Genomic DNA, 12,208 nt, shown 5'->3' with positions numbered 1-12,208 from the left:
AATCGGTTTCGCCGCTTGGAGGCTGACAGAATAGATTAAGCAATCGCAGCCTTTCTTTGCCCCCCTACGTCAGTGTCATTCGCCCATGGACAAGCATCCCTATTCCCGTCCCACCCCTCAGCGGATTGTTAAGCGCGATGGCGAATTTCCCGACATTATTCGCTTGGGCGACCCCCATTCTCCCTGGCGGGATCTGTATCATCTGCTGATCACGATCTCCTGGCCCGGATTTGTCGCCGTACTGTTGCTTGCCTATTTGCTGGTGAATGCCACCTTTGCGGTGGCCTATTTGCTGGGGGAAGATGCGATCGCCAATGCGGATCCCAACTCCTTTTTGGACGCCTTCTTCTTTAGTGTGCAGACCATGGCCTCGATTGGTTACGGGGCCATGTATCCGCAAACCGATTACGCCAACTTTCTCGTGGTCGCTGAATCCTTTGTCGGTCTGCTATTCATCGCCATGGCCACGGGCATGATCTTCGCCCGCTTTTCGGTGCCTACGGCGCGCATTTTGTTCAGCCACTACGCGCTGATTGCCCCTTTCAACGGCTCACCGTGCCTGATGTTTCGCACCGCCAATAAGCGCCGCAACCGCATTTTAGAAGCCCAGCTTTGGGTGACCCTAGTGCGTGATGAGTTCACTAAAGAAGGCGACCTCTTTCGTCGCTTTTACGATTTAGAACTCATCCGGTCGCACACCCCGCTGTTTGCCCTCACCTGGACAGCGCTGCACCCAATCAACGAAAACAGTCCTCTCTACAGCGCGACCCCTGAGTCCCTACGGCGCGACCATGCCGAACTCATCGTCATTCTGACGGGCATTGACGAGAACCTGTCACAAACCATTCACGCGCGCCATTCGTTTGTGGCCGATGAAGTACTGTGGAATTTTCGGTTTAAGGACGTGTTGGGGTGGACGCGGGACGGTCGCCGCGCCATCAATTTCAACAACTTTGACAGGGTTTATCGCGTTGATCCGGTCAACGGCTATGCTCTGACGCAGGAGCCGTTCGAGGATAGCGCGCCATCAAAGTCTGCACCTGCTCGGCGTGGTAAGAGCTCCGAGTAAGGGGCGAGGAAACCACTTGCAAAAAGCCCATCTCTTCACCGATGACGCGCCACGTTTCGAACTGTTCAGGCGTGATGAAATCTTGCAGCTGTAAGTGCTTGTCGCTGGGTTGCAGGTATTGGCCGATGGTCAAAATATCGCAATCGACCCGCCGCAAATCCGCCATGGTCTGCCGTACCTCGTCATCGGTTTCTCCCAGGCCGACCATGATGCCAGACTTGGTGTAAACCCAGGGGGTTAGTTCCCGCGTCCGCCGTAACAGCTCCAGCGACTGTTCGTAATTGGCCTGGGGCCGCACCCGCCGATAGAGGCGCGGTACCGTTTCGGTGTTGTGATTGAGCACTTCGGGCTGCGCCTTCAAGATGCTGGCGAGGGCGTCCCAGTTGCCGCACAGGTCAGGGATCAAGACTTCAATCGTCGTTTGGGCCGATGATTTGCGGACTTCCTCAATGCAGCGGACGAACTGCGATGCGCCGCCGTCGGGTAAGTCATCCCGGTTTACAGCCGTAATTACCACATGGTTTAGGCCCATGCGCTTCACTGCTTCCGCTAAGTGCCAGGGTTCCGTCGGATCCAGGGCCTGGGGCTTTTTCTCAAAGTCAATGTCGCAATAGGGACAAGCCCGGGTGCAGGCTGGCCCCATGATCAAAAATGTGGCAGTACCCGCATTGAAACATTCGCCAATGTTGGGACAGGATGCTTCTTCACAGACTGTGTTGAGCTGCAAATCACGCAGCAAGGATTTGACATTGCCGACTCGCTCCCACTGCGGAGCCTTGACCCGAAGCCACTCTGGTTTTACCGCCACGATGTTCTCTTAACGCTGTAATTACCTGTCTCCCATCCTAACGGTTGGACTGGGGATTTTGGGATGCGCGATCGCTTAAAATCCCCAGTCCAACCCTGACCCCGCCGACCCGTGACGATGTCACTGGGAAAGCGTTTGGGAGGAGCGATCGCGGAGTCGCTCAAACGGACAATCAGCCTGCACCAGTCGTTTCACCGCAACTGCCCATGACGAGCTGGCAACGCTTCACACCATGAAGCAGTGGGCGATCGCGAGAGCGGTGGGAGCCGTCCCGGAGCGGCATCCCCAAAACCTTGAGGTCATGGCCCAGGGAGCGGTTCCCGGGGGAGACATTCGTTGCCACAGCAATTTTGTATGGTGAACAGTAATTGGCGGTCTGACGAATAATCATCATGGAATCATTTCACGGGGAAGTTATTGGGACAGCGCTGCTCATCCTGTTGGGCAATGGCGTGGTGGCCAATGTGGTGCTCAGTGAAACTAAAGCTGACCGCGCGGACTGGAACACGATTACCCTGGGTTGGGGCATGGCGGTGTTTGTGGCGGTGTTTTCCGTCGCGGCGATTAGCGGTGCCCATCTGAACCCCGCCGTCAGTATTGGGTTAGCGATCGCGGGCAAGCTGCGCTGGAGTGTGGTGCCGGGCTATGTGATCGCCCAGTTTTTGGGGGCGATGTTGGGTGCGTTCTTGGTGTGGCTGTTCTATCGCCCCCACTTTGCCAAAACCCGCGATCGCGACCTGAAGATGGCGGCCTTCTGCACTTCTCCAGCGATTCGCGACCTGCTCTCTAACTTTATGTGCGAAGCGATGGGCACCTCTGTACTCGTGTTTGCGGTGTTGCAGTTAGCTCAGCCCGCAGTGGGGCTGGGGGCACTGGATGCCTTGCCGGTGGGGCTGCTGGTGCTCGCTATTGGCCTGTCTCTCGGCGGCACCACGGGCTATGCCATTAATCCCGCCCGCGATCTTGGCCCGCGTCTGATGCACATGCTGTTGCCCATGCCCGGTGGCAAGCGCGACAGTGACTGGAGTTATGCCTGGATTCCCGTAGTTGCCCCCATTGTGGGCGCAGCGATCGCGGCGGGGCTTTACCTCGTACTCGGCGGTGAAATCCGCATCGACTTGCCCAGCATTACTTCGTTCATGTAGTGATGGCAGCTAAGTATCGGCGCATCATCACCGCCTGGTTTACCGGGCGCTGCTAGGGGCCACAGTGGGGCAAGGTTCAGACGATCTGAGGTGCCTTATCTAAACAAGTGCAAAGGATTACATGACATACTCAGGTGTTTTTAGGGAGATCGCTGCATAATACTGTCAAGTAAAACGCCTGTTCGGGGTCACGCCCATCCATTGCAGCTCACGGTCAGGCCCTTGAGACCCATTACCGCTTTATTTCTGAGCTTGATGCTATGTCGCTGCCGCCTTCTCGACCTTATCCACCCGATGGATCGTCATCTCAGTTTTTATTGCCGCCGGCGACACCGCCACCGACTAAGCGAACAGTGGGCAGTTATCTCAACTATCCTCTGTGGAAAAACTTGGGGCAGCAAGCGGCTCGCCATCGCTATTGGATGAAGGGAGCGGCGATCGCCTACGGCATTGTCTGTTGCTGTTTATTGAGCAGCTTTATGGCGATCGCCGCTGCCAGTTTGTGGGCTGCCGTTGCCCAGGGGCTAGCCAACGGTTTACAACGTTGGGTTCCGGCTGTTGTGGCCCCGATGCAGACCGTCATTGCCGACATGAGTGCCGATTGGCCGCTAAACCGCCGCTGGTGGCTCTTTTTGCTGACTGCTGGAGCGAGTTTGGCGCTCTGGTGCAAAGTGGTGGGGTTAACGCAGCAGATCATTCGTTCCGATGGCGATCTCGCTTCACATTTGATCCCGACGCTGCGCCAACGGAGCCTGACAGGACTGGTGGCGATCGCGACTGCCGCCCTGACTTTACTCGCAGTGGGGGTAGTCTTGCTGGCGCTACCAGTCGGAGTACAGCAACTGGCCGAAGTCAGTGTCATTGGGCTGATTCGGCAATGGCTGGTGCAAAGCCTGCGGTGGAGTTTGGCCGCCTCGACCATTGCTCTAAGCTACGGCGTGCTCTACCGTAGCAGTCAAAAATCATCCGCGCGTTCGGTTCCGGTCTTACCGGGCACCGTGTTTGCCACGGTCATCTGGCTCGCCACGGCCATGGCGTTTAAACATCATTTAGAGTCCCTGGCCGACTACCATTGGCTATTCAGCGCTGCCAGCACCCTCACTCTGGCCCTCATCGGGCTCTATATCTGCACATTGGGACTCTTGCTCGGCGGCCAGTACAACAAGCTGATCAATCGCTACTTTCCACCGGGGCGATCGCCGCAGTCATCGCCCCAAGGGCCACCCCCCTCGTTTGAGTCTTTTACCATTCCCAAACAACGCCCCTATCGATGAGGGCGGCTGGGCGTGACCCAACCTTCACAGCCCAATGCTCGCAGGTCGTCTAATCTGAACCGTCCAGGGCTCATTGGAGGGGCGTGCGATCGCTACTGATGTCGATTAATCTCAACCAAAGTTTTGCTCAGCACTCTGACTGGGTCTTTGGTCTCAGCCGAAAAGAGCGACAAGTCAATCGGACCCAAATGACTGTGCGCACTTTCTGCTAATTGCAGCAGCAATGGATGCCGCAAGCGAACACGACCTGGCGCTCTTAGCACTAAGAGCGGTACCTTGGCTTGACCCGCGCCGACAATCAAAGTCCATTCACAGGCGTTGAGCCACGCTTTGACCGCATCAGGAAGCCGTTCCTTAAACTGGCTGAGTCGATAATGCTGAGCGAGTACATCATGCCAGCGATAGCTAGAATCGGCAGGAGTTGCCATAAGTAAATGCCTACATTACTTACCACTGAGTTTAGCTTTCCCATCTCTGTTGATCTCTTAAAACTATCTATATACGGGATATGCAACTCAATATTGAGCACAGGTTCCCTCTCGGTAAGCTAGAGCGCTGAACAGTTTGAGGTCTTTAAGGAGAGACGACGTTTCCTTGCTGGCTAAGGTACAGATGTTGTCTGAGACCGTTGCATGGAGAGGGGTTTAGAGATGGCGCTGGACCTCACGGGAACGGGAAAGCTGTAAACCTTTCCAGCGGTCGCGTGGCAGTAGAGCACCACTTCTGGTGCAGCCGTTCCGCTATGTAGTGCTGAACATTTCGCCAACAAATTTTGTGAGGGCTTCTCGAGGCAAAAATCGGCCGCTATTCACGATGATTTGATTCATTAGGCCGCCAGTGACGACATTGGAATGTCCTTTTTCCAATGCTTGTAGCGCTTCTTTGACCACGACTTCTGGTGCCGCTAGGCTTTGCTCAGAGGAGGCTAACCCGTCAGGAAATTCCGCCGTTTTGAAAAATTGGGTTTCGGTAGGGCCAGGGCAGACTCCCAGCACCTGGATACCGTAGGGCTGACATTCGTACCACAAGGCTTCGCTAAAGCTCAGCACAAAGGATTTGGTCGCCGCATAGACTGCAAAGTAGGGCATCGGCTGAAAGGCCGCGATGGAACTGATGTTGAGAATGCTGCCCGATCGCCGCTGCTGCATGCCTTGTAGGGCTCGATGGGTCAGATCTACCAGCACCGACACATTGAGCTGAATCATGTTGAGGTAAGTCGGCAAGTCACCGTCGGCCACCTCACCGTAGGAGCCAAATCCAGCGTTGTTGACCAAGAGATCGACTTGGATGTCTTGCTGTGCCAGTTGGTTGAATATCTGAGCTGCGGCTCCCGCCGCCAGTAAATCTTGCACCATGACGGTGGTGGTGACGCCATGGGTGGCGGCGAGTTGCTCGGCGATCGCCTGTAATTTATCCTGCGATCGCGCTACTAACACCAGGTCATGGCCTCGTGCAGCGAGCTGTTCGGCAAACACCGCGCCAATACCGCCAGAAGCGCCGGTAATCAATGCTGTCGTCATCCGTTTCCTTAGAAGTTGCTCGGCTAATTATTACTTCACCATGAATGTTTGCCCCTCGATAGTCCCGATGACTACAGAATAAAGTTTTGCCTCAACGGTCAGCCCCGTTGAGGAACCCTGTTAAGTTCTAAAGCGATCGCTGATTTTTCCGGCCTATGCTGACGCTGACGCAAGTTTGGGGAGCCCTGCTGATTTTTACCCTCTGTCCGTTGGTGGGGGCATTGCCGCTGAGTCAATGGGCGACGGCAGCGGTGGCCGGTGCGCGATCGCCCGCTCCGCCACCGACAGCAATCGGTGTCCCCGCCGCGTTTGAACTGAGCACTCCGGCGGGGTTACTGGCGCTCTTGCTCGAAGCGGCCAAAGGGATTGGGACGGTGCTGCTGGCCCGGCATTACTTTGCCACCGACCCCACGTGGGAAATCGTGGCGCTGATTGCCCTGGTGATGGGGCGCTACTGGGCGGCCAAAGCAGTGGGCACGACGAGTGTGCTGTCGGGGGCGATCGCCCACAATCCCATTGCGGCGGGTTTGACCCTGCTCATCAGTGTGCTGGGGTTCACCATCTTTCGCGAACGGCAGCAGGGGCGCTTGCTGGTGCTCATTCTATTCCCCGTGATTACGGCCTTGAGCCAAGCCCAGGGGATGCAGATCTTGCTAACGGCCTGTCTCAGTGGCCTCATCGCCTGGATTTATGACCAACAGCCCGAAGATTTAGCGCTGCCCAATCCCGCTTCACGCCTGGAATCGCGGCGGCTGTTTGGCTTTTTTCGTAGCGATCGCGCCCTGCTGTCACTAGACACATCGCTGGATGCCGCTACCGTTGGGGGCAAAGCGGCGCGGCTGGCTGAATTAAATGCGTGGGGCTATCCGGTGCCGACAGGCTATGGGCTGCCCGCTGGCGATGACCCCGCCATGCTGCTAGACATTACTCGCCCTTCGGTGGCGTCGCCCGTGGTGGTGCGGGCTTCGATGGTGGGCGATCGGCCTGCCCTGGCTGCCAGTGCCGGACAATATGCGGGGAGTGCTGACCTGACCTCCCAAGAGGCGCTGTACGCGGCGATGAATCAGTGCTTTCGCACCTACGATCGCCCCAGTGCGAGACAATATCGTCGCGATCGCGGCTTGCCCGACGGTAGCTTGGCGGTGGTGGTGCAGCAGCAGGTGCAAGGACTATGCAGCGGTGTCGCCGCCAGTCGCGATCCGTTCACCAGTCAGGGCGATGCGGTGCTGATCGAAGCGGTGCTGGGTCCAGCGGCGCAGGTTACCGCCGGGAAACAAGACCCCGAGCGCTTTCGCGTGATGCTCCAAGACAATGACCTGCCAGACGATGTCACAGCGGCTGACAGTTGGGCGATTCCCGATGTCCTCTCGTTAGACGTGCAAGGGGCGGGCGACACGCCCCAGCGGTTGCTGCAAGAGGTGGCGTTTTTGGCCCGCCATGTGGAACGGCGATCGCAGGGCATTCCGCAAATGGTGGAATGGAGCTTTGACGGCGATCGCCTCTGGCTCTTGCACAGTCGCCCGCTGATTCCCCCACCCTCTGACTTGCCGCGAGACCAGACGCCCGCACTGCCCGGCACCGCCCCATCCTTGGCCGCAGAGGCCCAGTACGCATCATCACTGGTGGGATTACCCGTGTGTCCTGGTCAGGTGCGGGGCGCGTTGCGCTGGCTCAAAGCCGTGCCCGATCTGCGAGCGTTGCCACCCGCCACGATTTTGGTCGTGCCCTATCTCAAAGCCAGTGAAATTCCGGGCCTGAGACAACTGGGAGTAACTGGGCTGATTGCCGAAACCGGCGGGCAATTGTCCCACGGCGCTGTGGTGGCTCGGGAATATGGCTTGCCTACCGTGGTGTTGCAACGGGGGCGCGATCGCCTGCAATCGCGGCAGACTGTCCGGCTGGATGGCGGCACCGGCACGATCGACTGCCCGTAACTCGCTCGACGGCTTGAGCCCACACCAGCGCTTCAGCCTGGGGCAAGCCGCCCGGCCAGATCATTGGACGAGCCGCCCGCGATCGCGTTAGGCCTTAAGATAAGAAAATTCAATTTTGCTGGGTCAACAGGGAGGTTCGCGGCATGAACGATTACTCAAGATTTGCGGCGATTTCTCCCACGAGCTATGCCGATGCGGGCTTAGAGCGATCGCAATTTATGGATCTGGGCATTCGCGAAATGTGGCCTCAGATTCCTCGTATCGCTGGCCCCGCCTACACCGTAAGTTGTCCGCCGGGGGATAACCTGATGCTACATGCGGCGATTTATCGCGCTGAACCCGGTGCCGTCATTGTGGTGCAAGCGGGCGATACCGATTACGCTATGTCGGGCGGCAACGTGTGTGCCACGGCGCAGCAGCGGGGCATTGCCGGATTCGTCATCGATGGCGTCATTCGCGATGTGGCAGAAGTGCGAGCCGCCGAATTTGCGGTGTTTGCCCGCGGGCTGTCGCCGGTGCCGGGTAAAAAGCAAGCCCTGGGCACCCTCAACCAGCCCATTACCTGCGGCGGCGTACAGGTGCATCCGGGCGATATTGTGGTCGCTGACGAAGAAGGGATCGCGGTCATTCCAGCGGCACAGCAGGAAGATATTCGACTGTTTGCGAAACAACGCATGGACAAAGATGCCGCCCAATCCTTAGCGGAGTGGAAGGCTAACCATCACGCCAAAGTTGAGCAAATGCTGCAAAGTTTGGGATTTGCCGCGTCGGACTCATGAAAGTAGGTGTCTTCAAAATTCCCCAAAGCCGTCCCGATGACTTGAGTGGCTTGCACCACCTGATCGAAAGCCAACAGCTCGATCCTCAGACCATCGTTGCCATCCTGGGCAAAACCGAGGGCAATGGCTGCGTCAATGACTTCACGCGCGGGTTCGCCGTAGCGACCCTCCAACATTACCTGCGCCCGCGCATTGGAGAAGAACGCACGGCGCAAATTGTCTTCGTCATGTCGGGGGGCACCGAGGGCGTGTTGAGTCCCCACATGACCGTCTTTACCCGCCAAACCGAGGGCCTGACAGGGCCGACTCATGCTGGGTTGGCGCTGGGCGTTCACCACACGCGAGATTTTGCAGTGGAGGAGATCGGAACGCTGGCGATGGTGAAAGTCGTGGCTGAGGGCGTGACCGCCGCGATCGCGGCCGCTCACCTGACGCCTCAGGACGTTCACTTCGTGCAGATTAAATGCCCTTTGATCACGGCCTCGCGCCAGAGCCAAGGCGAGGCCGTAATCACCCAAGACAGCTATAAATCAATGGCCTACTCCCGGGGAGCGGCGGCTTTAGGTGTTGCCGTCGCGCTGGGCGAAATTATGCTGGCGGATCTCACCGCAGCGGACATCTGCCACAACTATGCGCTTTATTCGTCGGTGGCTTCCACGTCGGCTGGGGTCGAGTTGCAGAACTGCGAAATTTTAGTGTTGGGCAATGCGCCCAATTCCCACAGTGACTACGTGATCGGTCACAGTGTGATGGCGCACGCGCTGGATGTAGCGGCAGTGCAGCGGGCGATCGCCAGTGCCGGGTGCGAGGAGGATCGCGATCGCATCGTCAATATCTTTGCCAAAGCAGAGGCCGACCCGTCGGGACAAATTTTGGGCTGCCGTCACACCATGCTGGATGACTCAGACATCAACCATACCCGCATGGCCAGAGCCGTCGTCGGGGCCGCGATCGCCGCAGCCGTGCAAGACCCGATGATTTACGTTTCCGGTGGCAGCGAACATCAAGGCCCCCCGGGGGGCGGCCCCATCGCGGTGATTAGTCGGCGATCGGCACCAGCTTAATGCCGTCACTGTTCTGCCAACGGCGGGGGGTGTCTTTTGCAAAAGTACCTGACAAGGCTGATTGGGAGACCTTGACACACCGCCCAAAAGTCAACTGAACCAGGATTGCTGGGCATATTAACCCTAGGCGATAACGCTAGGGCTGTGCCAGGACTAAAAATTAGGACTTGTAAGTGTCATACATTCTGCACTTGTCAACAGCCGCGTTTCTGCCCGATAGGAATCAGATGTTGACAAATAGACATTTAGATAACCCCCGAAACACACACTGACAAAATATTAGCTACATCGACTATTGTTTCTTGCGATTACAAGCTGAAATGGCCGAATCGTCGTCCTTGTCTCAACCACCTGCCGTGATGAAAAATTGCGATGGTCTGGGATCGGGACGCTGAACTGCCACCGGATTTAGCCTCACCCAAAATCTTGACGAAGAACATGTCCTCGATCAAAGACGCGATCTCCCAAAGCATCATCCTGGCCTACAAAGAAGACACCCAGCAGCTAGAGACCTACCTTACCGAACAAGGGTTCGACTGCCAGGTTATCCGGCAAACCCATCAGGCCGAGTACAGTCAATACTCGCCTAGCTACCTTTGCTTGCTCAATCATCTCAGCGCCTGGCAACAGGTGGTCAGCGCTCAGCAGCCCATCCTGATTTGCGAAGCTGATTTTGTGCCCGTTCGCAATCTATCAACTTTGCCCCTGCCCTACGATCCGTCGCTCGACAACGTCGGCATTGCATGGCTCTATACTTGCGCTCCCCAAATTTATAACGTTTCCTCGACCAATCACGCGATCGGCTTTTCGACCTCGATGGTGGCCTACATTTTGACCCCAGCCGGAGCCCAACACCTGATTCAATTGGTTGATCAAATTACTGAGCATCCCGGCCCGACTCAATACTCCACCTGGGACAGTAATGTTGAAGAATTTTTGCGTCGTCGCGGCCTCAATGGCTACGTGCCCTGGCGCAATTACGGCGAACATGGCGGCAAGCCCAACCCTGAGCATAAAAAAGCTGGTTTGAGTCCGGCACACCGCGCTGATGTTTTATACCGCAAATTGGCCTTCAACCCGGTTTACACTGCAACACAGTCCCATCCAGCCCTGCATGTGCTCTTTTCACGGCTCAAGGCCCGCACGAAAGGCATCGGTCGGTTATTGCTGGGCAAGTATCTGCGGCGGCCTGTGCTAGCCGAGTCTACAACTCCTGGGAAAATGCTGCGGTTTGCGATCGGGCGGCAGTTAACCCTGCGGCCCTAGTTGGTTTTAGGAGTGCGAGCGCGGTCATGTCAATTCCGAAAGGTTTCTGGAATTAAGTGATGACGCGCCCTAAGCATCACAACCTACGGTAAGGTAAGCCTCCAAAACTGCCAAACCAGCCATCACTTTGTTGCCGCTGATAGCTGCTGCGCCCACACAACAAAACAGCGTCTCCCTGAGCGAGAGACGCTGTTTTGACTAGGCTCAAACGAGCTGGGCTAGCGAGAGAAGCTTAACCGATGATTTCGGGAGCTTCAGTCGTCGCCAAATCGAGGGGGAAGTTGTGAGCATTGCGCTCGTGCATCACTTCCATACCCAGGTTGGCCCGGTTGATGATGTCGGCCCAAGTCGCAATCACCCGACCTTGAGAATCCAACACCGACTGGTTGAAGTTGAACCCATTCAGGTTAAACGCCATGGTGCTGATGCCCAAAGCGGTGAACCAGATACCGATCACCGGCCAGGCACCCAAGAAGAAGTGCAAGGAACGAGAGTTGTTGAAGCTCGCGTATTGGAAGATCAACCGACCGAAGTAGCCGTGGGCGGCCACGATGTTGTAGGTCTCTTCTTCCTGACCGAACTTGTAGCCATAGTTCTGGGATTCGCTCTCAGTCGTCTCACGGACCAAGGAGGAAGTCACCAAGGAACCGTGCATCGCGGAGAACAAGCTGCCGCCGAACACGGCTGCGACCCCCAACATGTGGAAGGGGTGCATCAGAATGTTGTGCTCAGCCTGGAATACGATCATGAAGTTGAACGTACCGGAGATGCCCAGAGGCATCCCGTCAGAGAAGGAACCCTGACCCAAGGGATAGATCAAGAACACAGCAGTGGCCGATGCCAAAGGCGCGGAGTAGGCCACGCAGATCCAAGGACGCATGCCCAAGCGGTAAGACAGTTCCCACTGACGACCGAGATACGCAAAGCAGCCAATCAAAAAGTGAAAAACGATGAGCTGATAAGGGCCACCGTTGTACAACCACTCATCGAGGGAAGCGGCTTCCCAGATGGGGTAGAAGTGCAGACCGATCGCGTTAGAAGAAGGCACCACCGCACCGGAGATGATGTTGTTGCCGTACATCAAGGAGCCAGCCACGGGCTCACGGATGCCGTCAATATCAACAGGAGGAGCGGCGATAAATGCGATGACGAAACAAGTGGTAGCGACGATCAAAGTGGGAATCATCAGCGTACCGAACCAACCTACATAGAGGCGATTTTCGGTGCTGGTGACCCACTGACAGTAGCGCTCCCACAGGCCCGCTTGGCGGACTTGAGAAGTAGTAGTCATAGTGATGATTGCCAGTATAGATACGACAAAAAAGAACAGATGAACCCCTGTTAAGTAC

The 12,208-nt window shown here is 56.8% G+C and carries 13 protein-coding genes; 9 read left to right on the top strand and 4 right to left on the bottom strand.

The genetic code is table 11. The annotated features are described in order from the left end of the window. Positions 1-85: 85 nt before the first annotated feature. Positions 86-1,069 carry an ion channel gene (locus tag JUK32_RS12455; RefSeq protein WP_204139178.1) on the top strand — a complete coding sequence of 328 codons (984 nt, stop codon included), beginning with the start codon at positions 86-88 and terminating at the stop codon, positions 1,067-1,069. Here the strand turns inward: JUK32_RS12455 and lipA are convergent. Beyond that, positions 981-1,877 (bottom strand): lipoyl synthase, encoded by an 897-nt coding sequence (gene lipA, locus JUK32_RS12450; protein ID WP_204139177.1) that lies wholly within the window; start codon positions 1,875-1,877, stop codon positions 981-983. The two genes, JUK32_RS12455 and lipA, sit on opposite strands and share 89 nt — an antisense overlap. 44 nt (positions 1,878-1,921) lie before the next feature. Here lipA and JUK32_RS12445 point away from each other — a divergent pair, with 44 nt between their 5' ends. The 4 genes from JUK32_RS12445 to JUK32_RS12435 all read left to right on the top strand — a co-directional run bounded on the left by JUK32_RS12445 (position 1,922) and on the right by JUK32_RS12435 (position 4,296). Continuing rightward, positions 1,922-2,113, top strand: coding sequence for a hypothetical protein (locus tag JUK32_RS12445; RefSeq protein ID WP_204139176.1), 192 nt, complete (start codon positions 1,922-1,924; stop codon positions 2,111-2,113). Further along, positions 2,110-2,238 carry a hypothetical protein gene (locus tag JUK32_RS28030; RefSeq protein WP_255538232.1) on the top strand — a complete coding sequence of 43 codons (129 nt, stop codon included), beginning with the start codon at positions 2,110-2,112 and terminating at the stop codon, positions 2,236-2,238. The genes JUK32_RS12445 and JUK32_RS28030 overlap by 4 nt, the downstream gene beginning before the upstream one ends. Positions 2,239-2,269: 31 nt before the next feature. Beyond that, positions 2,270-3,022 carry an MIP/aquaporin family protein gene (locus tag JUK32_RS12440; protein WP_239112602.1) on the top strand — a complete coding sequence of 251 codons (753 nt, stop codon included), beginning with the start codon at positions 2,270-2,272 and terminating at the stop codon, positions 3,020-3,022. Positions 3,023-3,282: 260 nt separating this feature from the next. Beyond that, positions 3,283-4,296: a YhjD/YihY/BrkB family envelope integrity protein gene (locus JUK32_RS12435; RefSeq protein WP_204139175.1), complete on the top strand. Its 1,014-nt coding sequence runs from the start codon at positions 3,283-3,285 to the stop codon at positions 4,294-4,296. Positions 4,297-4,388: 92 nt separating this feature from the next. On the opposite strand, the gene JUK32_RS12430 is transcribed toward JUK32_RS12435, so the two are convergent. Together JUK32_RS12430 and JUK32_RS12425 are read right to left on the bottom strand one after the other, a co-directional pair. Beyond that, a complete protein-coding gene (locus JUK32_RS12430; RefSeq protein ID WP_204139174.1) occupies positions 4,389-4,724 on the bottom strand; it encodes a hypothetical protein in 336 nt (111 codons plus the stop codon). A gap of 312 nt (positions 4,725-5,036) precedes the next feature. Further along, positions 5,037-5,816: an SDR family oxidoreductase gene (locus tag JUK32_RS12425; protein WP_204139173.1), complete on the bottom strand. Its 780-nt coding sequence runs from the start codon at positions 5,814-5,816 to the stop codon at positions 5,037-5,039. A gap of 155 nt (positions 5,817-5,971) precedes the next feature. Between JUK32_RS12425 and JUK32_RS12420 the strand changes: the two genes are divergently transcribed. From JUK32_RS12420 to JUK32_RS12405, 4 genes are all read left to right on the top strand, one after another. Further along, positions 5,972-7,750, top strand: coding sequence for a glycerol-3-phosphate acyltransferase (locus tag JUK32_RS12420; protein ID WP_204139172.1), 1,779 nt, complete (start codon positions 5,972-5,974; stop codon positions 7,748-7,750). Positions 7,751-7,893: 143 nt separating this feature from the next. Further along, positions 7,894-8,529 (top strand): RraA family protein, encoded by a 636-nt coding sequence (locus tag JUK32_RS12415; RefSeq protein WP_204139171.1) that lies wholly within the window; start codon positions 7,894-7,896, stop codon positions 8,527-8,529. After that, entirely contained in the window at positions 8,526-9,593 is a 1,068-nt protein-coding gene (locus JUK32_RS12410) for a ring-opening amidohydrolase (protein ID WP_204139170.1), read from the top strand. Before JUK32_RS12415 ends, JUK32_RS12410 begins: the two co-directional genes overlap by 4 nt. A gap of 438 nt (positions 9,594-10,031) precedes the next feature. Next, complete coding sequence (locus JUK32_RS12405) at positions 10,032-10,859, top strand: LPS biosynthesis glycosyltransferase (protein WP_204139169.1); 828 nt, start codon at positions 10,032-10,034, stop codon at positions 10,857-10,859. Between the two features lie 232 nt (positions 10,860-11,091). Here the strand turns inward: JUK32_RS12405 and psbA are convergent, their stop codons facing one another. Then, positions 11,092-12,150 carry a photosystem II q(b) protein gene (gene psbA, locus JUK32_RS12400; RefSeq protein ID WP_204139168.1) on the bottom strand — a complete coding sequence of 353 codons (1,059 nt, stop codon included), beginning with the start codon at positions 12,148-12,150 and terminating at the stop codon, positions 11,092-11,094. Positions 12,151-12,208: the final 58 nt, after the last annotated feature.

Origin of the sequence: Halomicronema sp. CCY15110, from assembly GCF_016888165.1 — a bacterium.
In the GTDB taxonomy this organism is placed as follows: Bacteria; Cyanobacteriota; Cyanobacteriia; order Phormidesmidales; family Phormidesmidaceae; genus Halomicronema.
The sequence above is the reverse complement of the archived record's forward strand: the minus strand, read 5'-3'. Positions and strand labels throughout refer to the sequence as shown.